The 26,225-nt window shown below is 71.4% G+C and carries 26 protein-coding genes; 15 read left to right on the top strand and 11 right to left on the bottom strand.

The window, feature by feature from the left end:
- Positions 1–267 precede the first annotated feature (267 nt).
- Positions 268–804 carry a GNAT family N-acetyltransferase gene (locus UA74_RS15095; protein ID WP_075740870.1) on the top strand — a complete coding sequence of 179 codons (537 nt, stop codon included), beginning with the start codon at positions 268–270 and terminating at the stop codon, positions 802–804.
- 264 nt (positions 805–1,068) lie between these two features.
- On the opposite strand, the gene UA74_RS33560 is transcribed toward UA74_RS15095, so the two are convergent.
- Positions 1,069–1,593, bottom strand: a complete 525-nt coding sequence (locus UA74_RS33560; protein WP_232237772.1) for an MmyB family transcriptional regulator — start codon at positions 1,591–1,593, stop codon at positions 1,069–1,071.
- Positions 1,479–2,036, bottom strand: coding sequence for a helix-turn-helix domain-containing protein (locus tag UA74_RS33555; protein ID WP_232237771.1), 558 nt, complete (start codon positions 2,034–2,036; stop codon positions 1,479–1,481). Before UA74_RS33555 ends, UA74_RS33560 begins: the two co-directional genes overlap by 115 nt.
- Between UA74_RS33555 and UA74_RS15085 the strand changes: the two genes are divergently transcribed.
- A complete protein-coding gene (locus UA74_RS15085; RefSeq protein WP_075764591.1) occupies positions 2,035–2,478 on the top strand; it encodes a nuclear transport factor 2 family protein in 444 nt (147 codons plus the stop codon). The two genes, UA74_RS33555 and UA74_RS15085, sit on opposite strands and share 2 nt — an antisense overlap.
- Complete coding sequence (locus UA74_RS15080; protein WP_075740868.1) at positions 2,475–3,341, top strand: Rossmann-fold NAD(P)-binding domain-containing protein; 867 nt, start codon at positions 2,475–2,477, stop codon at positions 3,339–3,341. Before UA74_RS15085 ends, UA74_RS15080 begins: the two co-directional genes overlap by 4 nt.
- 95 nt (positions 3,342–3,436) lie before the next feature.
- On the opposite strand, the gene UA74_RS15075 is transcribed toward UA74_RS15080, so the two are convergent.
- The 3 genes from UA74_RS15075 to UA74_RS15060 form a co-directional block, all read right to left on the bottom strand.
- Complete coding sequence (locus UA74_RS15075; protein ID WP_075764589.1) at positions 3,437–4,276, bottom strand: bifunctional 5,10-methylenetetrahydrofolate dehydrogenase/5,10-methenyltetrahydrofolate cyclohydrolase; 840 nt, start codon at positions 4,274–4,276, stop codon at positions 3,437–3,439.
- Complete coding sequence (locus tag UA74_RS15070; RefSeq protein WP_075764587.1) at positions 4,273–4,890, bottom strand: cyclodeaminase/cyclohydrolase family protein; 618 nt, start codon at positions 4,888–4,890, stop codon at positions 4,273–4,275. The genes UA74_RS15075 and UA74_RS15070 overlap by 4 nt, the downstream gene beginning before the upstream one ends.
- A 1,277-nt stretch (positions 4,891–6,167) precedes the next feature.
- Positions 6,168–7,250, bottom strand: coding sequence for an NAD(P)/FAD-dependent oxidoreductase (locus UA74_RS15060; RefSeq protein WP_075766151.1), 1,083 nt, complete (start codon positions 7,248–7,250; stop codon positions 6,168–6,170).
- Positions 7,251–7,381: 131 nt separating this feature from the next.
- Between UA74_RS15060 and UA74_RS15055 the strand changes: the two genes are divergently transcribed.
- The 4 genes from UA74_RS15055 (at position 7,382) to UA74_RS15040 (ending at position 11,362) form a co-directional block, all read left to right on the top strand.
- On the top strand, positions 7,382–7,840 hold the full coding sequence (locus UA74_RS15055) for a MarR family winged helix-turn-helix transcriptional regulator (protein WP_075740863.1): 459 nt from the start codon (positions 7,382–7,384) through the stop codon (positions 7,838–7,840).
- A gap of 681 nt (positions 7,841–8,521) precedes the next feature.
- Positions 8,522–8,782 (top strand): hypothetical protein, encoded by a 261-nt coding sequence (locus UA74_RS15050; protein WP_075740862.1) that lies wholly within the window; start codon positions 8,522–8,524, stop codon positions 8,780–8,782.
- A gap of 43 nt (positions 8,783–8,825) precedes the next feature.
- Positions 8,826–10,547, top strand: coding sequence for an acyl-CoA dehydrogenase family protein (locus UA74_RS15045; protein WP_083683225.1), 1,722 nt, complete (start codon positions 8,826–8,828; stop codon positions 10,545–10,547).
- A 221-nt stretch (positions 10,548–10,768) separates the two neighbouring features.
- Complete coding sequence (locus UA74_RS15040) at positions 10,769–11,362, top strand: AAA family ATPase (protein ID WP_075740861.1); 594 nt, start codon at positions 10,769–10,771, stop codon at positions 11,360–11,362.
- Between the two features lie 94 nt (positions 11,363–11,456).
- On the opposite strand, the gene UA74_RS15035 is transcribed toward UA74_RS15040, so the two are convergent.
- Positions 11,457–12,368: an NAD(P)-dependent oxidoreductase gene (locus tag UA74_RS15035; protein ID WP_198043033.1), complete on the bottom strand. Its 912-nt coding sequence runs from the start codon at positions 12,366–12,368 to the stop codon at positions 11,457–11,459.
- Between the two features lie 26 nt (positions 12,369–12,394).
- Here UA74_RS15035 and UA74_RS15030 point away from each other — a divergent pair, with 26 nt between their 5' ends.
- From UA74_RS15030 to UA74_RS31815, 3 genes are all read left to right on the top strand, one after another.
- Positions 12,395–12,862 carry a MerR family transcriptional regulator gene (locus tag UA74_RS15030; protein ID WP_404799978.1) on the top strand — a complete coding sequence of 156 codons (468 nt, stop codon included), beginning with the start codon at positions 12,395–12,397 and terminating at the stop codon, positions 12,860–12,862.
- A 288-nt stretch (positions 12,863–13,150) separates the two neighbouring features.
- Entirely contained in the window at positions 13,151–13,732 is a 582-nt protein-coding gene (locus UA74_RS15025) for a hypothetical protein (RefSeq protein WP_157434207.1), read from the top strand.
- 47 nt (positions 13,733–13,779) lie between these two features.
- Positions 13,780–14,112, top strand: a complete 333-nt coding sequence (locus UA74_RS31815; RefSeq protein ID WP_157434206.1) for a hypothetical protein — start codon at positions 13,780–13,782, stop codon at positions 14,110–14,112.
- A gap of 358 nt (positions 14,113–14,470) precedes the next feature.
- Here UA74_RS31815 and UA74_RS15015 read toward each other — a convergent pair whose 3' ends face one another.
- Entirely contained in the window at positions 14,471–15,043 is a 573-nt protein-coding gene (locus UA74_RS15015; RefSeq protein ID WP_075740857.1) for an SWIM zinc finger family protein, read from the bottom strand.
- On the bottom strand, positions 15,043–17,067 hold the full coding sequence (locus tag UA74_RS15010; RefSeq protein ID WP_083683223.1) for a DEAD/DEAH box helicase: 2,025 nt from the start codon (positions 17,065–17,067) through the stop codon (positions 15,043–15,045). The genes UA74_RS15015 and UA74_RS15010 overlap by 1 nt, the downstream gene beginning before the upstream one ends.
- Positions 17,068–17,243: 176 nt before the next feature.
- Here UA74_RS15010 and UA74_RS15005 point away from each other — a divergent pair, with 176 nt between their 5' ends.
- The gene (locus tag UA74_RS15005) at positions 17,244–17,729 is read left to right on the top strand and encodes a MarR family winged helix-turn-helix transcriptional regulator (RefSeq protein ID WP_075740856.1); all 486 of its coding nucleotides are present in this window, start codon (positions 17,244–17,246) and stop codon (positions 17,727–17,729) included.
- A 65-nt stretch (positions 17,730–17,794) separates the two neighbouring features.
- Here the strand turns inward: UA74_RS15005 and UA74_RS15000 are convergent, their stop codons facing one another.
- Positions 17,795–18,850 carry an NAD(P)/FAD-dependent oxidoreductase gene (locus UA74_RS15000; RefSeq protein WP_404799977.1) on the bottom strand — a complete coding sequence of 352 codons (1,056 nt, stop codon included), beginning with the start codon at positions 18,848–18,850 and terminating at the stop codon, positions 17,795–17,797.
- A 431-nt stretch (positions 18,851–19,281) separates the two neighbouring features.
- On the opposite strand from UA74_RS15000, the gene UA74_RS14995 reads away from it, so the two are divergent.
- Positions 19,282–19,944, top strand: coding sequence for an HAD family hydrolase (locus UA74_RS14995; RefSeq protein WP_075740854.1), 663 nt, complete (start codon positions 19,282–19,284; stop codon positions 19,942–19,944).
- A 210-nt stretch (positions 19,945–20,154) separates the two neighbouring features.
- Here UA74_RS14995 and UA74_RS14990 read toward each other — a convergent pair whose 3' ends face one another.
- On the bottom strand, positions 20,155–20,661 hold the full coding sequence (locus UA74_RS14990; RefSeq protein WP_075740853.1) for a pyridoxamine 5'-phosphate oxidase family protein: 507 nt from the start codon (positions 20,659–20,661) through the stop codon (positions 20,155–20,157).
- Positions 20,662–21,079: 418 nt separating this feature from the next.
- On the opposite strand from UA74_RS14990, the gene UA74_RS14985 reads away from it, so the two are divergent.
- Entirely contained in the window at positions 21,080–21,709 is a 630-nt protein-coding gene (locus UA74_RS14985; protein ID WP_075740852.1) for a pyridoxamine 5'-phosphate oxidase family protein, read from the top strand.
- A gap of 92 nt (positions 21,710–21,801) precedes the next feature.
- Here the strand turns inward: UA74_RS14985 and UA74_RS14980 are convergent, their stop codons facing one another.
- Positions 21,802–22,152 carry a PASTA domain-containing protein gene (locus tag UA74_RS14980; protein ID WP_075740851.1) on the bottom strand — a complete coding sequence of 117 codons (351 nt, stop codon included), beginning with the start codon at positions 22,150–22,152 and terminating at the stop codon, positions 21,802–21,804.
- Positions 22,153–22,349: 197 nt separating this feature from the next.
- On the opposite strand from UA74_RS14980, the gene UA74_RS14975 reads away from it, so the two are divergent.
- Together UA74_RS14975 and UA74_RS14970 are read left to right on the top strand one after the other, a co-directional pair.
- The gene (locus tag UA74_RS14975; protein ID WP_075740850.1) at positions 22,350–24,167 is read left to right on the top strand and encodes an ABC transporter ATP-binding protein; all 1,818 of its coding nucleotides are present in this window, start codon (positions 22,350–22,352) and stop codon (positions 24,165–24,167) included.
- Positions 24,164–25,987, top strand: coding sequence for an ABC transporter ATP-binding protein (locus UA74_RS14970; protein WP_075740849.1), 1,824 nt, complete (start codon positions 24,164–24,166; stop codon positions 25,985–25,987). The genes UA74_RS14975 and UA74_RS14970 overlap by 4 nt, the downstream gene beginning before the upstream one ends.
- Positions 25,988–26,225 lie beyond the last annotated feature (238 nt).

Raw genomic sequence — 26,225 nt, 5'->3', positions numbered from 1 at the left:
GGTACTCGGCCGCGACCGGCGATCGGGTGCTCACCCGATCTCTTTAGCCTGACATCCGGCTGCCTGCATTCCCAGCTGGTCGATCGGGTGGATGACGGCACACGTCGCACCCGACCGGGTGGCCATGGGGCCACGGCCGGTCGGGCGATCGCTCGCGTCGGTGGGCGTCGACGTCTCGGCACCGGGGAGCCGCCGACACGGCGCGTCCGTCTGGTGGGGGACGGGGAATCACCACGAGATGACCCGGCGCCGGCTACCGTCGCTTCGATGACCGAACATCAGGCCGCCGAGACGGTGTCGACGCGCAGGCTGTCATTGCGACGACCGGTCCGCCACGACGTCGACGCGATCCTGGCCGTCCATCGGGACCCGCGCACGTGTGCGCACAACCCCTCCGATCGACTGCACACCGCTGCGGAGGCCGAACAGCTGTTCCACCGTTGGGACACCCAATGGGACCGTTTCGGCATCGGCTATCTGGTTCTGCGCGAACACGATTCCGACACCGCCCTGGGCTTCTGCGGGGTGAAGTCGATGCTGTTGAAGGATCGGGCCATCCTCAACCTCTTCTACCGCCTCGCCCCCACCGCGTGGGGGCGGGGATTGGCGAGCGAGGCGGCGCGCGCGGTCGTGGACTGGGCGACGCGACGGATGCCGGAGCCGCCGATCGTCGCCAGGGTCCGCCCCGCCAACATCGCCTCGCAGCACGTGGCCCGCCACGCCGGGCTCAGCCGAGCAGCGCACCTGGACGGGCCGGGTCCGGACGGCCTCGACTGGATCTACGTCTCGGCTTGGCCCGAGTGACGGACCTCGTGGCCCGCCCGGCACGTCGCTCCTCGCAGGGCGGGGGAGCGCATTCCCGCAGGCAGGTCGACGGCTGCGGGGGCCGCGCTCGGTGATCTCCGGCGCCCTGCCCGCCTCCGGGGCGGCGCCAGACGACCTGGACCGTGATTCGCGCAGGCCGAAGAACACGTCCTCGGCCTGCGGACATCGACTTCCCTCGCCGATCGGCGTCGACCCGACGGTGGATCCTCGCCAGCAGTCGCGGTCGAGCCGTGGCCTTCGCCGTCAGGAGGCTCGTCCCAACCGAGCGAGCGCGGTGGCACTGGCACTGTCGGGATCGGCGGTGTAGATCACCAGCCGCAGGTCAGTGCCGGGCAGCAGCAAGGTCTGGCGGTCCAGTTCGAGCGGGCCGAGCTCGGGGTGATTCAGGAGCTTGCGCAGTGTGAGACGGGGCCGCACGTCGTGGCTGCGCCATCCGGCGGCGAAGTCCACGCTGTGCGCGGCGAACTCGTTCACCAGTTCGCCGAGCGCGCGGTGCGCCGGATAGCGGGCGATGGTCGCACGCAGGTCGGCTGCGGCCTGCCGAGCGAACTCGCCTTCCGCGCCTGCCGGTGCCGAGCAGATCGTGGCGCCCAGCCGGATGGCCACTCGCACGGTGTTGCGCTCCGCGGCGGGCAGCTGCGCGAAGTCGATGATCAACGCGGCCGCCGAGGTGTTCCAGGCGACGATGTCTTCCTGCTCGTCGACCAGGTAGGCGGGTATCCGCCCGAGTCGGTGCAGCAGCAGGCGGGCGTCGGCGGGCACGGGCACGCGATCGACATTCGTGCGGGGCGGCGTCTGCCCGGCCAGCCGCGCAGGTGTTCGCGCTCCGCGGTGGTGAATCGCAGCGCCGTCCCCAGCGCGGCCAGCACCTGAGGTGAGGGACGTGACGCGCGGGCCTGTTCCAGCCGCTCGTAGTAGCTGATGGACATCCCGGCGAGGACGGCCACCTCTTCCCTGCGCAGCCCGGGGGTGCGTCGGGCACGCCTGTCCGGCGGGCGACCGACGTCCACCTGATCCGGGCGCAGCGCCTCCCGTCTGCGGCGCAGGAAGTCTGCCAGTTCGCGTCGGCTCACCGGGCCAGGGTGGCACGGCTCCGCCCGGTTCAGCCACGGACCGGTGGTCCGGGGCTCGCCGGTCTGTTCCGCGCCTGCGGCCTGCGCCCCCAGCCTGGGGTGGTCACCTACTTCCGTCGGATGTGGAGGGAACACCATGCCCCGCACCCCGGACGAGACCATTCGTCGGCTGCTGGATCTGCTGCAGGCCAAAGACATGAACGCCGTCGCCGAGCTGTGGGCGGCGGACGGCACAGCCGAGTTCCCGTTCGCCGAAGCCCCCTCGCCCGCCCGGCTGAACGACCGAGAGGCTGTCCGCGCCTATCTGGCGGGTCATCCGGACCGCATGGACGTGCGGGAGATCCCGGCCGTCACCGTGCATCACACGAGCCGCCCGGACACCATCGTGGTGGAGTTCACCGCGCACGGACGCACGGTGTCCACCGGCGAGCCCTACCGGTTGGACTACGTCACCGTCGTCACCGTCCACGAAGGCCTGATCACCCGATATCGGGACTACTGGAGCCCGGTGGCGGCCGCCTCGGCGGCCGGAACACTGCCCGAACTGCTCGGCTCGCTGCGCTCGCGGACCGCCCGATGACCGGCGTGCTGGTCACCGGCGGCACCGGGAAGACCGGCAGCGTGCTGGCCGCACTGCTGCGGGAGCGCGAGGTGCCGATCCGGGTGGCGAGTCGTCATCCGGCGGGCGATGATCCCGACGCCGTCCGGTTCGACTGGGCGGACCCGACGACCTTCCCGGCCGCGCTGCACGGGATGGATCGCGTCTATCTGGTGCCTCCGGTGCTCACCGTGGATCCGATGCCGCTGCTCGAGCCGTTTCTGGCCGAGGCGACACGCATCGGCGTACGCCGAGTGGTGCTGCTGGGCTCCGCGATCGTGCTGCCCGACGCCCCCGGCGCGCTGTGGCTGGCCGAGCGGGTGCGGTCCCGGCCCGGCTGGGTGGTGCTGCGCCCGTCCGGATTCATGCAGAACTTCCTGAGCCCGCACCCGCTGGGCGAACGGATTCGGCGGCACGGCGAGATCCGCACCGCCGCAGGCGCCGGTCGGGTGGGTTGGATCGACGCAGCCGACATCGCGGCCACCGCCGCCGCACTGCTGACCGACCTCGACGGCGTCCTCGACGACCGGCGTGACCATCTGCTCACCGGCCCGAAGTCGCTGAGCTATCAGGACGCGGCGGCGATCATCACCGCGCACACCGGCAGGCCGATCCGGGTGCGGCACATCGGCGTCGAGGAGTCGGCGGCCGACAACCGGGCCGCGGGCATGCCCGCCCCGTTCGCCGCCGCCCTCGCAGCAGTGGAAGCCGACATCGAACGTGGTCGGGAAGACCTGGTCAGCACCGCCGTGCTGGACCTCACCGGCCGCCCGCCCCGGACCTTCGCCGAGTTCGCCGAGGAGCACGCCGCCGAGTGGACGGCCGATCGGGGGCACGAGGGGTGACGGCCGAGCCCTGACCGGCAGGCCCGCCGGTCACCCCGGTCAGGGCAGGCGGCGCGCACTCACCGGCCGGGTTTCCTGCCCTGGCGTACCCCGGGTCACCAGCCTGCGGCCTCGACGGCGTGTCGCAGCAGCAGCGCGGTCGTCACCGGTCCGACGCCGCCGGGCACGGGGGAGAGGGCACCTGCCTGCTCGCTCACCTCGGGCGCGACATCGCCCAGCAGCCCGCCGTCCTCGGCCGGGTTGGTGCCGACGTCGACCACCACGGCACCTGGACGAATGTGCGCCGACGTGAGCAGGCCTGCCCGACCCACCGCGGCGACGACGATCTCGGCGCGGCCGGTCACCGCAGGCAGGTCTCGCGTCCGCGAATGGCACAGCGTCACGGTCGCGTCGCGGGCCAGCAGGAGCTGCGCCAGCGGCTTGCCCACCACAGTGGATCGACCGACGATCGCCACCTCCCGGCCCGCGAGCGGCACCTCGTGGTGATCCAGCAGGGCCACCACGGCGGCGGCCGTGGCCGGGGCGAAGGCGGGCAGGCCCGCGACCAGCCTGCCCAGGCTCGCGGGCGCGGCGCCGTCGACGTCCTTGGCCGGATCGATGAACTGGGCGGCCTCGGCCAGGCTCGTCCCGACGGGCAGCGGCGTCTGCAGCATCAGCCCGTGCACGTCGGGGTCGGCGCTCGATTCCGCCAGTCGCTCGTGGATCTCGCTCGGCGCGGCCTGCGGGCCGAGATCGACGACGACGCAGTCGATCCCGGTTCGCTTCGCCGCCCGAGCGATCGAACGGACGTACCAGGCGCTGGCCTCGTCGGCGGTGGCCGTCACCACCGTCAGCCTCGGCACGCGACCGGCCGCCGCAGCGGCGGCGACCCGGCTCGTGGTGTCGGCACGCACCGACGCGGCCAGTTCCGTGCCGGACAGCAGTCGCGCGGTCATCGGATCATCTCCCGAACGGCCTCGGTCAACCGGTGTGCGCGCGCCTGGAGATCGTCGACCCCGGCGACCTCGGCGCGCAACGCCTCGTGCGCACCGACGTCGGTCAGCCCGGCCAGGTTGATCTCCACGTTGACCCGGCTGGCGGCCGCAGCCGCCCTGGCGGCCTCGGCCGAGGCCGCGATGTCGGTGATCACGTTGCGATTGCCGACGGGAAGCAGCTCCTCAGCCAGGGCGAGCAGCCGCGCCACGACGGCGATCGTGTCAGCGGGCGGCCGCGCGGCGCCGCTGAGAGCGTGCTGAATCGCCTCCTTGCGGACGGCCTTCTCCTCGTCGGTGCGCCGAGACAGCCGGTAGGCCTCGCCGACGGCACCGAACGCGAGGGCATCCCGTTCGGCGAGATCCAGGGCGACCGCCCGCAGCTCCTCCGCCTCCACCAGGACGTTGCCCACTACCTCGGCGTGCTCGGCATGGCGTTCGCCGTCGGTGTAGCGCGCCACCATCGCCAGCAGCGCCGCCGACTGGGCGGCGTGGAGCGCGGCGGACGCACCCCCGCCGGGGGTGGGTTCGCGCGCGGCGAGTTGATCCAGGAACTCTTCGATCGACCGTTCGCGCACCCGTTTCGCCCTCCGCCGCCGCTGACCGTGTCGATCAACAACCGTAGGCCACGGCGGTGCCCGATGACGCGCAGGCTCGGCAGGTCCGAGTGCTGGTCGACGGCGGCGTCGGACGATCCGGGTCAGTGGCGGCGAAGCCGCAGCGTCCGACCTCCTCGGACCGAAGCAGGCTGCCGACTCCCACGGCCTGCTCGCGCGCGGGTCGGCCTGCGACCGGCCCAGCCGAATCCTCGCGTCTCAGCAGGCGCCATCCGGCCGTACCGCACGCACGCGGCCCGGGGACGCGGGCCCGATAACAGCGATGTCACCAGGCAGGACGGGCAGGGTGCCCCGTGGTCCGACGCGAGCACGTCGACGTCCGAGACGGACAGCCACTGGCCGCACCGCGTACGCAGCAGGCCCGCGACCGGTGCCAGCGACAAGCAGACGTGCGCCACCCGGTGCGATTCCGGCGCCATCCCGATCTTCACGCGGATCAACCGTTCCCGATCAGAACGGGGCGGAACCGGTCTGGCCGGATTCGTCGCTCCCGGTCGCCGCCCCGCGGCTGCCTCCTCGCAGTCCCAGCACGGGCGCGACGCGGTCAGCCTGATCCCGGCGATGACCCGTTCCGGCGGCGGCCCGACCCGCATCGACCGACCACACCGGGCCACGACCAGGGTTCCCTCGGCGGGTCGCGTCCCGACGACCTGATGACGGTCCAGCCACAGTCCGGACTTCGGCAGCGTGTCCTGGGTGAACGACCGCTGGACCTCGCCGTTCATCGGGCCGCCGCCCGCTGCCGGACCGTGACCGTTCGCCGAGCCGACCACCGGAATCGACCTCGCCGCATCGGCTGACGAGCCGGCGACGCGAGGGGCGGCATCTCGCGACCGGCCACCGTCGTCGCGTGTTCACACCTCGGGCCGCAGCGAACGACGATCGACGTCTGTCCACTGTGCTGCGTATTCATGGCCTCACCTCCTGGGAATGGAAGGAGAGGTTAGGGCCGAAAGATCGCCATCCCGTTCCCGCCGGGCATACCAACCCCGATCGAGTTAACGAGGTGCGTCGAGCCCGCCGTGTCCGGGTCGATTCCGCGAGGTCCGTTGCTCGGCACCCCTGGTGTGTGCCGGGCTCGGACGGCCGACTTCACGCCGCGACCCTGGGTAGGCCGCACCGCCGTGGTGTGCCGCCGTACGACCTCGGCTCGCCGACGACCGTCGCATTCGACCAGCGCTCGACGCCTGCTTTCGACCGACGACGTCGGGGCCAGGTCACCGGGCAGCGCCCAAGTCTCAGTCCAGGCGGAGGTAGTCCCGGTAGAAGTCCACCATCAGGTTCGCGCCCTTGATCTCCGCCGTGGTCTCCGCACCGAGCAGCCCCAGTTCGTCCGAGTAGGCGGCGCCCGCGCCGGGCCCCAGCGGCAGGGCGATGCCCGGGGCAGCGGGCTCGTAGGCGACGAGTTCGGCCGCGCCCCGGATCATCGCGCGGATGTTGCCCGCAACCACCTCGGCATGTCGTCCTGCCGCGCTCGCCGTGTCGGCTTCGGGGGTCGCTGGCAGGTCGCCGACGGCGAACACCGTGCGCTGTCCCGGCAGCCGGAGCTCCGGGGTGACCTCGACATGGCCGTCGGGTCGCCGAGTTCCGGCCAGCTCGTCCGCGAGGTAGTCCGACACCGGCACGACGCCGAAGCAGCGGAACCAGAGGTCTGCGGTGACCTTGCCGCCCGCGCTGGTGGCCACCGTGAACGTCCCCGGCATGCCGGGCTCGGTGGTCGGCTGCTCGGCCAACGAGGTGCCGAGGAGCAGCTCGACGCCGAGCGTGTGGAGCTGCCGACGCAACTCCGCCCGCAGGTCGGCGGGGAACCGGCCGCCGAGGAGGTCGGAAGCGGGGTCGACGATCGTCACGGACTTGTCCGGCCACGCCGCCGTGATCTCGCCCGCCAGCTCGAGGCCCACCGGCCCGGCACCGAGCAGCAGGACCCGGTCGGCGGCGGCCAGGGCCTTCTGTGTGCCGCGAAAGGCGGCCGTGGCCCGCCCGGCGTCCTCGATGTCGGTCTTCGCCGGGAACGGGTATCGAGACCCGGTGGCGAGAACGAGGAAGTCGGCGTCGATCCGCGCGCCCGAGCCGAGGACGACTCCGGACGGATCAACCTGGACTGCCCGGTCGCGTACGACCCGCCCTCGGCTGAGCAGCCGGTCGTAGGGCAGGAAGAGACGATCGGACCATTCCGGGTCGACGACGCCCCGTAAGGCGGCGACGCTGTGGAACATCGCATCGCGAGGCTCCACGAGGACGACGTCGGCCACGTCGTCGAGCGCCTTGGCCACGGCTATTCCGGCATACCCGCCGCCGATGACGACCACGGTCTCAGGCATGAGCACTCCAGGTTCGCAGTACGTATGATTCGCAATAAGAACTGTCTACTTGGCGGACTGTTCGTAATACGAACCAGATTAGTTCGTTTCGCGAACCGTTGTCAACTACACTCGGGCGTCAGGAGGCCGCCATGACCGACAGGACCGAGACGCTGGGGTTCGCCGACGCAGTAGTGCGACTCGCACATCTGGTTGACCACGTCTTCGACGAGGTGAGCCGTCGTCACGACCTCACCTCCGCGCAGGCTCAGCTGCTGTGCGTGCTGGTCCGTGGCCCGGTCGGCATGACGGACCTGTGCCGCGCACTGAACCTGGAGAAGTCGAGCCTGACCGGTCTCGTGGACCGCGTTGAACGGCGCGAACTCGTCGTCCGAGTTCGCGATTCCCAGGACCGACGCGCCTACCGAATCGCACTGACCGACGCAGGAACCCGCCTCGCCGTGCTGGCCCACGACGGCGTGGTCGCAGAACTGGATGCGCTCGCCGCCGACCTGCCCGCCGCCGAGCGGACGCTGGTGACCTCAGTGATCACTCGGATCGTCACCGAAGTCGACGTCGGCACGGCCGGACTCACCCCGTCGACGACCTGACCTCACCGGCGGGAACCGCCATGGCGAGGCAGTCGCCGAGACCCTGACCTACGCCGACGGGCGACCGTCGCGCCCCAGCCCTGTGGAGACCTCGCGCCGACGGCAGGCGGCAAGAACGATCACATTCCCGCCGGCTGCTCGATGTATCCAGCGGTTCGGCGTCCGCCCGGCGGGAGGCATCCCGTGCCCGGCCGGCGCGACGAGGTCGGCCCTGCCCGCATAGAGCTCGGCCAGGTCGTTCGGGTTGACGACCGGAGAACCCTCGGACCGTCGGTGGACTCAGAAGGCGACCTGGGCCGCAGCGCTCATCTCGCTACGGTGGGACATGTACGTCACGCGCGATCGCGTCGAGCGGGTTCCACCCCGAGCCGTCGACTCCGCAGGCTGCGGCGTAGCGACTGCCGCCCATGCCGGTTTGTGGTGCAGCGACCACGACCCGGCACCGCCTGCCGCGACGATCCGCACCCGACGGACGGTTCAGTGCGCCGACGGGAGAATGTTCCCGGCCCGAAGTGGTGGAACCGCGGAGCAGCGGAGTGATCCTGCTGGCGTGTCGACCCCGACGCGCGATGCACTGCACTCCACGCCGGTACGGCGGCCTGCGGCCGGACGTCGTCGAGTCCACTCGCCGCCCAGCACGCCCGTACGGCGCCCACCGTGCCGAGTCGAGGGGTGCGCGACATGGTCAGGAAGACGAGCGGGACGCCGGGCATGCTGCCTGCGTCGATGTTGGTGCTGCTGCTCGGGACGGCAGCGGCGACGCCGGTCTCGGCGATCGAGGACGTGCACGACTGCGTCGCCTTCGCCGTCACCCGCGGCGTCGACGAGCGGACGGCCGCGATCGCCTGCGATGCGGGAACGACCACCGCCGAGCGATGCCGAGAGTTGTTGGGTCCCTTCATGTCCGGGCGGGAGGCGGCCGAGGCCTGTCGAATCCGCTGAGTCGCACGGTCGGATCGATCATTCCGGTTCTGAGCAGGGCAGGATGGCGGGCACCGCGACCGCCGACGTTCGAGGAGATCCCGTGCCCGCCGCCTCCACCTCAGCCGACCTCGACGCTGCCCGCGAGGTCCGCAATCAGACGCCGCCCCGCATCGACGTCGACGAGTTCGCCGCCAACGTGCCGCTGCGAGAAGCGGTGTCCCGATACTCGGCCGACTGGGCGCAGGAGCACCTCGGCGAGGCGGGCAGGCTCGCCGGATCGGCACGGTTCCACGCATGGGCCGACCGCGCCGAGGAACGGCCGCCTCGGCTGCACACCCACGACCGGGTCGGTCACCGCGTCGACGAGGTCGAGTACGACCCGGCCTACCACCAGGTGATGACCGGCGCCGTGGGCCTCGGCGCGCATGCCCTGTCCTGGCGAGCGGCCCGCCCCGGCGCACACGTCGCGCGGTCGGCGGTGCACCTGCTGCTCGCCCAGACCGAGTCGGGTCATGCCTGCCCGATCACCATGACCCACGCCGCGGTGCCCGCGCTGCGCGCTCAGCCGGACCTGGCCGCCGAGTGGGAGCCTCGGCTCACATCGTTGGACTACGACCCGGAACTGCGGCCGGCCGCCGACAAGCCCGGCGTGCTGATGGGCATGGGGATGACCGAGCGCCAAGGCGGCTCGGACGTCCGGTCCAACATCACCCGCGCCCGACCGCTCCATGGCGAAGGCGAATACCAGCTCACCGGGCACAAATGGTTCTTCTCGGCCCCGATGTCGGACGCCTTCCTCGTCCTGGCCCAGACCGACGCGGGCCCCACCTGCTTCCTGCTCCCTCGGGTGCTGCCCGACGGCACCCGCAACACGCTGCGGCTGCAACGGCTGAAGGACAAGCTGGGCAACAGGTCCAACGCCTCCAGCGAGGTCGAGTTCGACCGCGCGTGGGCCCGGCTGGTCGGCGAGCCTGGTGCCGGCGTGCGCACCATCATCGAGATGGTCAACCACACGAGGCTCGACTGCGTCGGCGGCACGGCGGCGCTCATGCGACGCGCGGTGGTGGAGGCCTGCCATCACGCCCGCCACCGACGCGCCTTCGGTGCCGCGCTGGTGGACCAGCCGCTGATGACGTCGGTGCTGGCCGATCTGTGTGTGGAGTCGGAGGCCGCCACTGCCGGGCTGCTGCGCCTGGCACGCGCCTACGACGTCGACGCGTCCGAGCAGGACCGGCAGCTCCGCAGGCTGGGCACCGCCGTGCTGAAGTACTGGGTCTGTCGACGCGGACCGGCTCACGCCTTCGAGGCGATGGAGGTCCTGGGCGGCAACGGCTACTGCGAGAACTTCCCGCTGGCCCGTGCCTACCGGGAGCAGCCGCTGACCTCGATCTGGGAGGGCTCCGGAAACGTCATCTGTCTCGACGTGCTGCGTGCGCTGACCCGAACTCCCGAGACCGGCGAGGCGTTCCTCGCCGAAGTGGACCTCGCCAGGGGCGGAAATCCGCGGCTCGATGCCCACCTGGACCTGGTGCGCCGGGATCTGATCGGGCTGCCCGCCGACCCGGCCGAGGCGCAGCGGCAGGCCCGCACCTTGACGGAACGGCTTGCGCTGGCCCTCCAGGGCGCCTTACTCGTCCGTCATGCCCCCGCCGAGGTGTCCGACGCGTTCTGCGGCAGCCGACTCGACGGGGGAGGCCGTTCCTACGGCGCGCTGCCCGCCTCCGTCGCGGCCGGCGCGATCGTCGACCGACACACCGGCGAGATCGGATCGCAGGCGGAGTGACCTGTGATCCGCGACGTGCCACGCCGTCCGTTCCGAGGGCGGTCTCGTACGGCAGGCCGTCTCGTGTGGACACCGGTCTGCCGGCGAGAATCCGAGTGCATCGATGCGGAACGGCCGGCTAGGGTCCAGGCTCAGCCGGACGGCGTCGTGACGGACGTCGCGCCTCGTGCCGTCCGGTCCCAACCGAAGCACCCGCACGACCACCAGAAGACGAGGACGTCATGACCGTCGATCCGACTCCGCCCAGCCCGCTGGAGCAGGGGACACCCGCCGTCGTGCTGATCACCGGCGTCCAGGCGGCAGGCAAGTCCACGGTGGCCCAACTGCTGGCCGAGCGACTGCCCCGCGCGGTCCACCTGCGCGGAGACCTGTTCCGCAAGATGATCGTCGCCGGGCGACGCGAGATGACGCCCGATGCCGAGCCCGCAGCGCTGGAACAGCTGCGGCTCCGGCATCGGTTGACCGCCTCGGTGGCCGACGAATACGTGCGAGCGGGATTCGCCGTCGTCGCGCAGGACATCGTCATCGGCGAGGAGCTGCCTCGGCTGCTCGCCGCCGTCCACAGCAGGCCGTTGTTCCTGGTGGTGCTCGCCCCCGACGTCGCCTCGATCGCCGATCGTGAGGCGGGCCGGGGCAAGACCGCCTACGGCCCGGCCTGGGGCGTCGAGGAGCTGGATCGGCTGTTCCGCGCGGAGACTCCCAGACTGGGCCTGTGGCTGGACACCTCACGACAGACACCGGAGGAGACGGTGCAGGAAATCCTGACGCGGGCGTGGACCGAGGCGGGTGTGGACCCCGCGCCGATGCAGGCCTGATCGACTGAGACACCCGCTCGCGAGGCAGTCCGTTCGTCGGAGCAGGCCCGACAGGGCACGGCCGATGAGACCGGCCCACGCCCGTCGCCCGGTCTCAGTCCGTCGTCGAGTTGCTCATCGCTGCGACGACGTCGCGTCCCGTGTCGAGCGCCCGCCGGAAATGTGCGGTCGTGGTGTCGAGCGCGCTGGTGTCCAGGCCATGGGCACGCGCGGTATGGATGATGTGGCTGATGCTCGTCGTCGCAGAGGCGAGGATGGCGTCCTCCTCGGGATTCTCTCCTGCGGTGATCTGCGCGGCATAGTGGTCGATGATGTCGGGCAGGATCGCGCTGATCCCCTTGGCGTGCGGCGCGAGTTCGGCCGCCGTGATGCCCTCCGCCCTGGCGAGTGCGAGCGCGTGGACGAGGCCGTGCATCGAGGTCCAGAAGAAGTCCAGCAGGGCGATGTCGTGAGCGGCCGCCCGGCCGGGGTCGGTGCCGAGATGGTTCGCCGCGCCGCCGAGGTGGGCCAGCGTCGGCGCCCAGCGCGTGTAGGTCTCCGTCGGTCCGCTGTAGAGCACGCTGGCGGAGGGACCGCCGATGGTGGTGGTCGGGGTCATGATCGACCCGTCCAGGTAGTCGACGCCGTGTTCGGCGGCCCAGTCTGCCGTCTCGCGGGCGCGGGCGGGCGAGTCCGCGGTGAGGTTCACCAGGGTGCGTCCCCGCAGGGCGTCGCCGACGGTGCCCAGAATGGCGTGCACGGCGTCGTAGTCCAGCACGCAGACGATCACCAGCGGACTCGCCGCCGCCGCGTCGGCTGCGGTGGCGGCGCGGACGGCCCCTCGGGAGATCAGGTCGCCCTCCTTGCCTGGTGAGCGGTTCCAGACGGTCGTGGGGTGGCCTGCGGCCAGGAAGGCTCCGGCCAGGGCCCGACCCATCGGGCCGAGGCCGAGGATCGTGACGGGTACGCGGTCGGTGGCGGCGGTCTGGACGGCAGCGATGTCGGTGGTCGCGTGAAGGTCGGTCACGGCGGCGACGCTAGACTTTGACATCGATGTCAGAGTCCACTCGGGATGTCGGAGGTCACATGCGCATCGGGGAGCTGTCCCGCCGCACCGGCGTCAGCGAGCGGTCACTGCGCTATTACGAGCAGCAGAAACTGTTGGAGCCGCAGCGGCGGCCCAGCGGCTATCGCGAGTACGCGGAGTCCGACGTCGAGGTGGTGCGACGCATCCGCACGCTGCTCGCCGCCGGGCTCAACACGACGATCATCGCCGAGGTGCTGCCCTGCATGGTCGTCGACGGCGACCTGCTGGTGCCCGGCTGCTCCGAACTGGCCGTGGAGCTGAGCCGGGAGCGCGACCGCATCACCGGCCAGATCGACGAGCTGAGCGACGCCCGCGCGATCCTCACCGAGATCATCACCGCCACGGCCGAGACGGACCCTTCTGCGGTGTACGACTGCGACTCGATAGACGAGGTGACGGCGGGCTCGCGACGTCGGCAGCCCGTACCGCGCTGACTCGGGCAGGCCTGGTCGGCGGAGCCGTAGCCGACAGGTTCTCCCTCGGGGCGCGAGGTTCGCGGCAGGCACCGACCTGACGAGGCACATCGCAGATGCGAGAAGTCCCGATCGCGGTTCGCGGCTCGGGGAGATCGGGTCGGCGCGGGCATGCCAGCGCAGCCCTGTCGGCCTTGATCCAGGCAACAAGCGCACCGAAGACGCCCCAGGGTGCCGCCTGCGCGGTTCTCGATGTCGCGGAGGCCGAAGAGACCAGGAGCGTGGCTGATCTCGATCTGGACGCGCGACATGGCCCGCGCTGCCTACACCTGGTCCCAAAACACGCAAGGCACGCCGCCACGCCTGACGGCGTCCGGACATCCTGACGAGAACTCATTCGACCACGAGGCGCTGGTCCGTCACCATGGTCGAACACACACAGTGAGGAGTCGTGAATCGTCGGTCACCGAGGTGATCGCCCAGCTCCGCCAGGCGCACGCCCTACTCACCCAAGCCCGCCAGGCCACCCTCCAGGCCGACGCGGCCATCGCCGAACTCCGCCGCAACGGAATCAAGATCAGCCCGGAGAAGGTCGTCCACGTGGGACGTCATCAGGACGGCTACCTGGTCTGGCTGGCGGAGGGTCGAATTGACACGTCAGGGAAAGCGCATATTCTCCGACCAAATCGGCGCAAATTCTTTGAGCGGGAAGCGGTCCCGGCGGCACGTGTCGTCGATCTGATTTTCGCGGGCATTGAACGTGGCAGACTCATCGGCCACATGGTGGACAAGGAGGTGTACGAGGTGGATTTCGACGGGACCCCGCGACGACAGATCGCCATCTTTATCAGCCCCAACGGATACATCGTCACAGCCCTACCCGTCACCTAGCGAAACAAAGTTGCACTAATTTCAGCCAAGAAGAATGAGAACTAATCATGGAACTATCAGTCCTGGTGGGCTACGCGGAAGGCCCCTTCTACTTCGAGATGGAGGGAGAGTACGGGAACTTCACTGTTGAGGAGGCTGCGGCCTACCTTGGACTATCCGATGATCTCGCGGCGGCCGTAACGTCGTGGGACGCCGAGTATCAGGCAACACTGGATCAAACTTACCCGCCGGATTCAGCATTTCCGTCCCCTGAGGCGCATCGAATTTGGATCGAAAAGGGCAAAGAACTTGCCGCCCGAATCAAGCAGGAATCCCCGATCGTCACGCGCGTCGACTATCAGGCGAACAGCCATTACCAGGACGGTACCTGCGTGTTCTGACGGGAACCCTCCGTCTCCGCTGGCCGCGTGCAGGGGGTGGTGTTGGCTGCACGGTCGGCGGCGAGGTCGTCGCTGAGATCGACGAGCGGTGATCCCCGATGGTGCCAGTGCTGCTGCCGCTGTCCTGCTCGCAGGTGCATCGGGTTGATCAGCGGCGGCTCGTCGACCACGTGTGCGCCTTCCCGTGTGCCGCCGGGTGTGAGTACGCCGTGCGCGGGAGCATGGTCTCGTCGCCGACTCCACAATCGTCGCCGTATCGGACCCGCCTGCCTGTTCCGCGAGACGGGAGTCCGAGTGTCCGTCCCCTGCGGTCACGCGGGTCGGACCGCAGGGGACGGACAGGGATGCGACGGAGAAGTCAGTCCCCGTAGAACCGGGCCGGGTCGAGGTCGGTCAGCGGGATTCGATTCGCCCCGGCCGCAGGCGCCGCTGCGGCGGGCTCGGCGTGGGCGGACCGCAGGACGAGGGCGAGCGCCGGTTCCTCGTCGATCCGCTGGACGAGGGCGTAGAGCACGGCCAGCACGTGCACACACCGAGGTGCGCGCGCCGGGCAGGAGCACTCGACGACCTGGGCCGACGGGTGCACCGCCAGGTCGATCTCGTGACGGCGCAGGTCGGCTTCCAAGGAGTCGGGCAGATCACCTGGTGCGAGCGTGGCCCGCTGCGCGCCTGCGGCGGCCACTAGGCGCTCCGCCTCGGCGCGGGTTCGCCCGCTCCATTCGGGCAGGCCCACCTCGACGCGGTAGCCGACATCCTTGACCCGCACCTCGGCCGTCACCCGTCCTGTCACGATGGTCAGATCGGCGACGGCCTGGTTCCTGGCGAGACTGCGAGCCTTGGGCAGTCCGGCGTTCGACGTGGTGACCGAGGTCGACTCGACCGTCCGCAACCACGCCCGACCCCACACGGTGGCACCGAACTCGGCGCTCATCAGCCGATCACCTCCTCGTCGAGGTCGAGGACGGCGTGCAGGTCCTCGTCGGACAGCTCAGCCAACGCGGCCTCGCCGCCCGCGACGGCGTCGGCGAGGACCCGCTTGGACTCGTGGAGCCTGGCGATGTGGTCTTCGACGGTCCCGCCGGTGACCAGGGTGTGCACGGCCAGCGCCCGGTCCCGGCCGATCCGGTGTGCTCGGTCGGTGGCCTGGTCCTCCACCGCCGGGTTCCACCAGCGGTCGTAGTGCACGACGTGTCCCGCGCGCGTCAGGTTCAGGCCGAACCCGGCGGCGCGCAGGCTCAACAGCAGCACCCGCGGTCCGTCGTCCTCGTGCTGGAAAGCGTGGACCAGCTGATCCCGGCGCTCGGCGCTCAACCCGCCGTGCAGGAAGGGCACCGTCGGGACGCCCAGCTCCTCGGCCAGGTGCCGGGACAGCAGGTCGCCCATCACCCGGTACTGGGTGAAGACCAGCGCCCGGTCGTCGTCCTCGACGATCTCGGCGAGCATCTCGGTGGCCCGGTCGAACTTGCCGGATCGACCCGCCAGTGCCCGGTCGTCAGGACGGTACTGCGCGGGGTGGTTGCAGATCTGTTTGAGCGCCGTCAGCAACGCCAGTACCCGGCCTCGGCGGCCGATGCCCGTGCCGAGTCCGTCGGAGAAGGCCTGCCGCACGGCAGCCCGATACAGCTCCGCCTGCTCCTCGGTCAGAGTGCAGGCCACCGTCGAGTACAGCTTGGGCGGCAGATCTGCGGCGACGTCCGCCTTGCGTCTGCGCAGGACGTGCGGCGCGATGAGCGTGGCCAGGCGCGCGGCGGCCGTCGCGGAACGACGTTGTTCGACCGGCACCGCGAACCGCTGCCGGAATCGGGCGCGAGTGCCCAGCAGTCCGGGATTGGTGATGTGCAGGATCGCCCAGAGTTCGTCCAGCCGGTTCTCCACCGGGGTTCCGGTCATCGCGAGCCGGATCGTGGCGGGCAGGGCCGCGGCGGCCCTGGCCGCGCGGGTGTCGGGGTTCTTGATCTGCTGTGCCTCGTCGAACACCACGACGTCCCAGTCGATCCGGGCCAGTGCCTCGGCGTCGGAGCGCAGCACGCTGTAGCTGGTGACCACGACCGTCCCGGCGGCAGGCGTGGTCTGCAGTCCTCGGCGGGACCCGTGGTGGGCGACGACCGGGGTGCCCGGAGTGAATCTGGCCAGTTCACGACGCCAGTTGCCGACGACCGAGGTCGGGCAGACCACCAGGTGCGGTCCCGTCGACCGTCGGGTGGCGAACAGGCAGATCGCCTGGAGCGTCTTGCCCAGCCCCATCTCGTCGGCGAGCACGCCGCCGCCGGGCCGCTGTCGATCGGCACCCTCGGCCGAGGGAGACGGCGGCGCCGCGCCGGTTCTCGCAGGCAGGCTCGCCGGGTTCTCGACCGGTGCCAGCGAACGAAGCCACGCGACGCCCTCGACCTGGTAGGGGCGCAGCTCCGCCTGCACGGCGGCCGTGGCCAGGTCGACGAGGGTGGCCGCAGCCTGCCTGAAGCGGCCCAGCAGGTCGGCCGCCGTGTCGATCGCGGTCCCGTCGGGGGTGAGCACCGCGTGCGCGGCAGCAGGCATCCGTCCGGCCAACTCGGCGAACCCGGACTCGGCGTCGGCAGTCTCGGTCCGTGCCTCGTCGACCAGCAGCGCGGCCTCGCGCCAGGCATGCAGGGAGGCGCCGACCCCGTCGTCGAGGGCGGCCGGGTCGAGTCGGCGCAACGCGGGCAGGGCGAGGTCGAGATCGGCGAGTCGCGCGGGCACCGCCGCGCCGACGACGGCCGGCCCGGCCTGCCGTGTCGGCGCGGCCAGCCGCACGAGCGACTCCCGCCCGGCAGGCAGGCCGCGGGACGCGAGCACGGCGGGCAGATCCGGCACGCCCCACCACGCCACGGCACCCTCGGCGGGGACGAAGGTCGCCTGCAGGCGACCGGGCAGGTCGGCGGCGGGCAGCACCGGCAGTTCGGGGAGTGTCTCGGCGAGGGTGGAGCGGTCAGACATCGGCGGTCACCGCCGGAGCGGGCCGATCGGCGCCGAACGGCGGGGTCGGATCTGGTGCGTGGGACAAGCCTGCTCCTCGGGCGGGAGACTCGATACCGGATGATTGCGCGGCACACCAGTTGCGTGACGCACCGACGGGGCGGCACAAGCTATCAGAAGGACCGACCGGAATTCACATGACGAAATCCCCCGAGGACGCCGCTGCCGACCGTGACGCGGCCGTGCGGACGATCCTCGACGCCCTGCCGAGTTTCGTGAGCGCGGTGGTCCAGCTCAACGAGCTGATCGCCGAGCGGATGGGCGTCGTCCCCACCGATCTGCACTGTCTGCACGAGCTCCGTCGATTCGGCCCCACGACGGCCCGTGATCTCGCCGACCGCCTCGGTCGCAGCCCCGGTGCCGTCTCCCGCATGATCGATCGACTCGACGCCGCAGGCTGCGTCAGCCGCGCCGACGACCCCGACGACCGCCGTCGAGTACTGATCACGCCGACCGGCCACGGCCTTCGCCGCGTCGCGGACTACTACGCGGGCCTGACCGCCCGGACCCGCGACGACCTGGCCGATCTAGACGAGGACGGGCTGCGCGCACTGGCGGGCTTCCTGCACGCAGGCCACGACAGCACCCACGCCGAGATCGTTCGGCTGCGGTCGACGCGCTGACGACGGGGTCCCGGCGATCGGCGATGATCTCGCCGCGCCCCTCCTGCCGGGACACGCGGCCCGTCTCACCCGCCGTGGCGCCGGTCGCCCAGGACCCGTTCCGACGTCTCCCGCTCGGCATCGGCCGAGAAGCCCGCACGCCCACGGCGGTACTCGACCACGGCGCGTCGGGTGTCCTCCTCGATCAGGTCGGCGTTGAGCGCCGCCGCCGCAGTGAGTCCCGCCGCCGCCGAGCCGATCACCTGGCCCCGCAGGTCCGTGACGTTGCCCGCCGCCCAGACACCGGGGACCGAGGTGGCTCCCGTCGTGTCGGCGGCCACCGCACTGCCGAAGACATGCCCGCCGACCTCCAGCTCGGTCGACTCCAGGCCGAGCGACACGAGCACGTCGGCACGGGCGGTGAACCGGGGTGCGACCACCAGGGCCTGACACGCCACGACCTCGCCCGAGACCAGCCGGACCCCGGTGACGCGGTCCTCGACGGACACCAGTTCGGCCACCTCGCCGGGGACCAGGGTGATCCCTCGGGCCGCCAGCCGTTCACGCTCCTCGTCCGCAGGCGCGGGCTGGTCGTGCAGGAAGAAGGTCACCCGCGCGCTCCACTGCCGGAACAGCTGTGCCTGATGCAGCGAGAAGGGGCTGGTGGCCAACACGCCGATCTGCTGGTCGCGCACCTCCCAGCCGTGGCAGTACGGACAGTGCAGGACGCCGCGTCCCCACTGCTCGGCCACCCCCGGCACCTCGGGAAGCTCGTCCACCAGACCGGTGGCCACCAGCAGTCGCCGCGCGGAGACGCGTCGTCCGTCCGCGAGGTGCACGCGGAAACCGGTGGAGTCCGCCTCGGTGTCCCCTCCGACGGGCTCGGCCGAGACGACTCGGCCCGCGACGACCTCACCGCCGTAACTCGCCACCTCGGCGCGGCCTGCGGCGAGCAGCTCGCCGGGGGGAGTGCCCTCACGGCCCAGGTAGTTGTGCACGTGTCCGGCCGGGGCGTTGCGCGGCTCGCCCGCGTCGACGACCAGCACCGAGCGACGCGCCCGAGCCAGCGCCAGCGCCCCGCCGAGTCCGGCGGCGCCGCCTCCCACCACCACCACGTCGTAGCCGTCTCGCACTGTGGTCACCCTTCCTCCACTGCTTCGCGCCGCGTCTTCCTCGCGGCTGCCCTCCGCTGCCCGACTCTCCGCGCCCTCCGCAACATCGTCAAACTGCTTTGCTGTTTCGACAAAAATCCGGCGATGCCGTCGAGCCGACGACACCCGCTGTGGCCTGATGCCGGCCCCGGCACTGCCCACCGGTCACCGGCATGTCGTTCCCGGCCCGGCTGGTTGCCGCCCGGTCGCGTGGAGCCGACCAGGCACCATCGGGGACCCGACCGGCCGGTGTCTGGCAGTGCTCATGACCTGTCGGTGGAAACGACGCGGGGATGCGACGTGCGTGGGGTGACGCAGCCCGTCAGGCTCGGGCAGACGACACTGCACTGCCCGCCGGGCGCTTCTGGGCCGGGCCGAGTACCGACGTCCTACCGCCACGGCGATCGTGATAGATCTGAACCATGTCCTTCGACGCGGTCCTCTTCGACTGGCGCGGCACCCTCGTCACGACACTCGCGGAACCCGACTGGGTTCGACGGGCACTGGAGTCGATCGGGCGACACGCAGGGCCGGAACAGATCGAGACCGTCCTCGCCGCGATCCGGACGGTAGATCACGACGGACGTCGGCTGGACGCCCCCGGCGTCGACGCCGACGCCGACCGGCACCGACAGACCTACCTCGGAGTGTTCGCCGAGGCCGGTCTGGACCCGGAGCTGGCCCGGTCGCTGTATGCCGTCGAGTCCGACACACGGCACAACCCGTTCGCCTCGGACGTCTCGGAGGTGCTCCGGAGCCTGCATACGGCCGGAGTGCGGATCGCGGTCGTGAGTGACATCCACTTCGATCTGCGACCCGTGTTCGCCGACGCAGGCCTGGCGGGCCTGGTCGACGTGTTCACCCTGTCCTTCGAACAGGGCGTGCAGAAACCCGACCGGGCGATGTTCGATCGGACCGTGACGGCGCTGGGCGTCGACGCCGCCGACGCGCTCATGGTGGGCGATCGGTCCGGGCCGGACGGGGCCGCCATCGAGTCGGGCCTGACCACACTGCTGTTGCCGCCGCTGCGATCGACCGACGACCGTCGCCTTCATCGGGTCCTGGCGCTGTGCCTGCCGCGCTGACGCACCGACCGCTGCGTGGGTGAACTCCGCCCGGCCGGTGCGACGCAGGGAGACCTGTGCACCCGGAGTGCTCCGCCGGTCGCGTCTGCTGCCTGCGGCACCATCGGCGGCAGCGGGTGCGATGCACCGCCTGCCGCCGATCCTGCGTCGCAGGCTGCGGCACGCACGCCGTGACCGCTGCACGCTCGCCGAGTGAGTGACCGTCGCGCCTCAGAACCGCCAGCTCGTCGCGCTGTACTCGGCATCGCGGCCGTAGGCGTAGACCGTCACCGGTTCCACTCGGTACACCTGAGCCACGTTCCCGCCCTCACCGACGAACTCGTCGTCACGCACCGCGAAGTTCCACCCGTACTTGGTCGCCCAGTCCTCGGCGAGGCGGCGTAGCAGGGCGTTCTCCGATACCCGCACCGCCAGGCCGTCAACGACGAGGTCGACGCCCTCATTGAGCCGGTTGCACCCGGTGGTGAGGGTGCACTGCGGGTTCTCGGCAAGATTCCTGGACTTGCGCTCGGTCCCACCGGTACAGAAGTACAGGGCCTCGTCCCGCCACACCGCGAGCAGCGGAGTCACGTGCGGACGTCCGTCGGGGCGCACCGTGGAGATCCAGAACACCTCCGATGCCACCAGTCGTTCCCGCACCTCGGACCAGGACGCCGCCGTCGCTCCGGGGCTGCTGAAACCCGTGTGCAGCGTCCCGACCGGTTCCGTCTTCGCCATCGGTCCCTACTCCGTTTCTGTCGTCGCGGTGCCCGCCGTCGGTGTTCGGCGGGGCACCGACCGTGCTGTCGGAGGTACAGACTTCCCCGCAACGCGAAACTCACCGGTCCGGAGCGGAACTCGTCGCCGCGAGAGCAGATCCGCCCGCTGCCGGGAGCGCCGTGGGAGGCGCCGGACTGCCCATCGCGGTGCGGCGGGCCGATGAAAGCGCACGTCGCCGAGGGGCGGAGGGCGGGCGACCGGACGATATGGGACTCGGAAGGAGCCGGGCCTCGGGGAACGGGGAGACGACGAGACGGGTCGGGTGCCGCGGGCGGCGAGGCCGGTTCCACGACGGCCGGAACGGGCGGCTCCCGGCCCCGCCGCCGGACTACCCTCGGCCGGGGCGCACGCACCGACGACGCGGGGGACGACACGGATGAGGTCGACGGGACAGGTGGAGATCAGCTCACCTGCCGAGCTGGCCGCGTTGATCGGCGAGCCGACGGAGCGCAATGCGACCAAGGAGCGCGCCGCGCTGCACCAACTGGACCGGGACTGGCTCGCGGCATCCCCGTTCTGCCTGGTCGCCACCGCCGACGCCGCAGGCCGCTGCGACGTCTCCCCGAAGGGCGACCCGCCGGGTTTCACCCACGTGCTGGACGACACGACGATCGCCGTCCCCGACCGACCGGGCAACCGGCGGGTCGACGGATTCCGCAACATCCTGGCCAACCCGCACGTCGGCCTGATCTACCTCGTGCCGGGCCGAGGCGACACGCTGCGCATCAACGGTCGAGCGAGGCTGGTGAGCGACGCGCCGTTCTTCGACGAGATGATCGTCAAGGGCAACCGACCCCGCGTCGCGATGATCGTGGAGATCGACGAGATCTTCCACCACTGCTCGAAGGCGTTCCTGCGCTCGGCGTTGTGGAAGCCCGAGACCTGGAATCCCGACGCCGTGGCCTCCCGCCCTCGCATCGCCAAGGTGCTGGACCGTCCCGAGGCAGCCCTTGCCGAACTGGAGACGTACTACGGACCGGCTTACGCCGAGAAGCTCTACCGCTGAGCACGAGCGTCGAGCACCGTGGCCTCTCGCCGAGTGCCGAGTGCCGAGTGCCGACGAGCCGCGCGGGAGCAGACAGGCGGGCGCGCAGCCGATCAGAAGGCCCGATCGGCGTCGGGCTCCAGCACGGTGTGTCCTTCCGGGACCGGCGGGAAGGGCCACCTCGGCTCGTGTGCGCCCGCCTCGCCACCTGAACCGGTGGTCGACACGATCACCCGTGACCCCCGGGCGACCAGCACACCCGCTGCGGGGTGCTGGCGGACCACCGTGCCGCTCAGTTCCTCCACCGGCTCGGGATCGTCGCCGGGGGCGGTCACCCGCAGCCCGAGCTCCGCACCGATCCGCTCGGCCTCCGGTGCGGTCAGGCCGAGCAGATCAGGCACGGCGACGGAGTCCCACCGCCGCGCCGCCTTCTCCTGCTTCGCCTTCTCCCGGCCACGCCCCATGATCCGACAGTAACACCGTCGTCCGGACCGGGCAGCCACATCACGCTCGAGCGCCCCAGCCCGGTGACCAGCGTCTTCTCCGTCATCCGAGCGGGCAGGATCGGGGGCTCAGCCAGCCGGTCGCCTCGGCTGCGAGGTCATTCGTCGGGGGCGGAAATCCATCGCTACGGGCCACCCTCCCCGCTACCGTCGGAATCGTGCGCAGACGAGCCCCCTACGCCGATCCCGGCGTGCCAGACACCCGCGGCCCCGGCCGGTACCTGGTGTGGCTGGTGGTCAGTCAGCTCCGTCGGGCACTGGCCGGGACGATGTGGAGCACGATCTGGATGGTGGGGATGATGCTGCCGCCCTACCTGCTCTCCCGCGCCGTCGACGACGGCCTGCGCGCCGGAGACATGTCCGCCCTGGTCTGGTGGACGGTGGGGATTCTTGCCCTGACCCTCGCCAACGCACTCGCGGGCATGGCCCGGCACCGCACCATGACCTTCCTCCGCACCGATGCCTCGCTCCGCACGGTGCAGGTCGTCACCCGGCAGACGACCCGCCTCGGCCACACGCTGTCGCGCCGAGTGGGCACCGGCGAGGTCGTCACCATCGGCGCCACCGACGTCAGTCACATCGCCCTGGCACTGACCTGCGTCGGGCCCGGTGTCGGCGCGGTGATGGCCTACGGCGCGGTGACGGTCCTGCTGCTGGCGATCTCCCCGGTGCTGGCGACCGTGGTCCTGCTCGGTGTTCCGCTGCTGGGTGTCGTCATCGGCCCGCTCCTGGGCAGGCTCCAGACCGCCGAGACCCGCTACCGCGAGCATCAGGGCGCGCTGACCGCCCAGGCAGGCGACATCGTCGCCGGGCTCCGGGTGCTCTGCGGGATCGGCGGCAAGGAGCAGTTCGCCCGCCGGTATCGATCCGCATCCCAGGACCTGCGGGCCGAGGGCTACCGCGTCGGAGCGGTCACCAGCTGGATCCAGGCCGTCGCGGCCGGGATGCCCACGCTCTTCCTCGTCGCGGTCACCTGGATCGCCGCGAGGATGGCCTCGGCGGGACAGATCACCGTGGGCGAGATGATCGCGGTCTACGGCTACGTCGCCGCCTTGATCGTCCCGGTGCTCTTCCTCATCGAGGGCGCCGACCAGATCGCCAAGGGACTGGTCGCCGCCCGCCGCGTCGTGAACGTCCTTCGACTCGCCCCGATCGTGCAGGACCACGTCGAGCCCGTACCCGGTCCCGACCAACCGGCCGCCCTGCACGACCCGGCCTCCGGCGTCACCATCGCGCCCGGTGTCGTGACAGCCCTGGTGACCGCCCGCACCGTCGAGGCCACGGCGATCCTGGAACGGCTGGCCCGGCACGTCGACTCCGACGCCGTCTGGGGTGACACGCCGCTGGCCCGGCTCCCGCTGGCGGAGACGCGCCGCCGCATCCTGCTGGCCGCCGACGACGCCTACCTCTTCGCAGGCACGCTGCGCGAGGCGCTGGCCACGGGGGAGGACCACGCGGACGCCGCGGTCCTCGCCGCCCTGCACACCGCCGCAGCCGACGACGTCCTCAGCGGACTCCCCCACGGCCTGGACTCCACGATTCGGCCCCAGGGCCGCGACCTCTCCGGCGGCCAGCGGCAACGGCTCCGGCTGGCCCGCTCGGTGCTGGCCGACCCCGACGTCCTGCTGCTGATCGAGCCCACCTCCTCGGTCGACGCCCATACCGAGGCCGTGATCGCCCGCAGGCTGTCCGTCGCCCGCACGGGCCGGACCACCGTCGTGGTCACCGCGTCACCGCTGGTCCTGGACCACGCCGACCACATCGTCCTGCTCGTCGACGGGCGAGTGCACACCGAGGGGACCCACGCCGCCCTGATGACAGCCTCGCGCGGCTACCGTGCCCTGGTCACCCGCGACGTCCTCGCCGAAGACGAGGCAGCGGACCCGGCGCCCGCCAGACCGACTCGTGCGGACCCCGTCCTCTCGGCCGCCACGGCCCGCTCCGACACCGCACCCGCCGAGGAGGGCCTCCGATGAGCAGCTCGCCCGCCGACGGGCGACTTCCCGTCGCCGACGCACCCGCCGTCGGCCGCGCCACTTGGGATCTGTTGCGCCATGACCGGCGCGCGCTGGTCATCGTCATCACCCTGACGTTCCTGGCCGCTGCGGCGGGTCTGGCCGCGCCCCGGCTGCTCGGCGAGATCGTCGATCGCGTCGAGGCGGGCGAGGGCACCGCCGTCCTCGACCTCCTCGCCGCCGCGCTCGTCGCCTTCGCCGTGGCCCAGTTCCTGCTCACCCGCCTCGCGTACTACGCGGCCCACCGCTTCGCCGAACGCGCCCTGGCCCGGCTCCGCGAACGCTTCGTCGACCGGACGCTGGCCCTGCCCACCTCCGTCGTCGAGCACGCCGGGTCCGGCGACCTCATGACCCGCAGTTCCACCGACGTCGCCACCCTGGGCACCACCCTGCGCGATGCCGGACCGGGCCTGTTCCTCTCCGCCGTGCAGGTGCTGCTCATCCTCGGCGCGATCACGCTGCTGGACCCGCTGTTCGGCTTGTGCGCGCTGGTCGGCGCCCCCGTGATCGGGGTGGTGGCCCGGTGGTATCTGCGTCGAGCCCGCACCGCCTATCTCACCGAGGGCCACGCCACCTCCGCAGTCTCGGAGAGCCTCGCCGCCACGGCCGACGGCGCCGCGACCGTGGAGTCGCTGCGGCTGCGGCGACGCCGGATCACTGAAGGCGACCGCCGCGTCGCCGACTCCTACGACGCCAAGAACCGGACCCTGCGGCTGCGCACGGTCCTGTACCCCGTCCTGGAGTTCTCCTATGGGATTCCGCTGGCGGTGATCCTGCTGGTCGGCGGCGTCCGCTATCTCGAAGGGACGATTGGTATCGGCACCGTCATCGCAGGCGGGCTCTACATCCTCCAGCTCACCGAACCCCTCGACCGGGTGCTGATCTACCTGGAGCAGCTGCAGCGCAGCGGCGCGTCCCTGGCCCGGATCGAGGGCGTCGCGCTGGCCGCCGGGACCGCCCCCGTCCACACGGAGACGGCACCGGCCGACGACCGTATCGAGGTCGTCGGCGTCTCCCATTCCTACGTCGAGGGCCGTGACGTCCTGATCGGCATCGACCTGGCCGTGCGGCCGGGGGAGCGACTGGCACTGGTGGGCCCCTCCGGCGCTGGGAAGTCCACCCTCGGACGGCTGCTGGCCGGCATCGACGCACCACGCACGGGCAGCATCACCGTCGGCGGGGTCCCCGTCGCCCGGCTCGGGCCTGCGGAACTACGGCGCCGCGTCGTCCTGGTCACCCAGGAACACCACGTCTTCCTCGGCACCCTGCGCGACAACCTGAGCATCGCCGCCCCCGAGGCTGCCGACACGACGCTGCGCGCCGCGCTGGCCGCGGTGGACGCGCACTGGGTCGACGACCTGCCCGCCGGGCTGGACACCCGGCTCGACACGCCGGGGGCGGGGTTGGACGCCGCCCGCTCCCAGCAGATCGCCCTGGCCAGGGTGGTCCTGGCCGACCCGCACACCGTCATCCTCGACGAGGCCACCGCCCTGCTGGATCCGACCACCGCCCGGCACGCCGAACGATCGCTGGCCGCCGTACTGGCCGGGCGCACCGTCATCGCCATCGCGCACCGGCTGCACACCGCCCACGACGCCGATCGCGTCGCCGTCCTGGACGGCGGTCGGATCACCGAACTGGGCAGCCACGAGGACCTTCTCGACGCGGACGGACCGTATGCCGCGCTCTGGCGGTCCTGGCACGGTCCACAGGCGACGCACCGATGGTCCGAACCGGAGGCGGGCCGATCGGACGACCGCGACCGCGAACCGGCATCGTGACCGTCGTCGGTCGGTCGACGCCGTCTGCCCGCCGGGACTCGACCCACTCGATCAGGAGTGGTCGCAGGGTTGTGCTCCTGGGCCGACCATGGTGATCGACGGCGCAGGAACGGACGAGTCACCGGCCGAGACGTGATGTCCTCCTGCGGAGCCGCCCAGGACCGACCACGCCGCCTGTCGTGATCAACCCCGCCGCCGTCCTCTACGGGTACAGCCGTCTCATGGACTCCGGATCGGG

It is taken from the genome of Actinoalloteichus fjordicus (assembly GCF_001941625.1).
Lineage (GTDB): Bacteria > Actinomycetota > Actinomycetes > Mycobacteriales > Pseudonocardiaceae > Actinoalloteichus_A > Actinoalloteichus_A fjordicus.
This window is presented reverse-complemented; position numbering and strand designations above follow the sequence as displayed.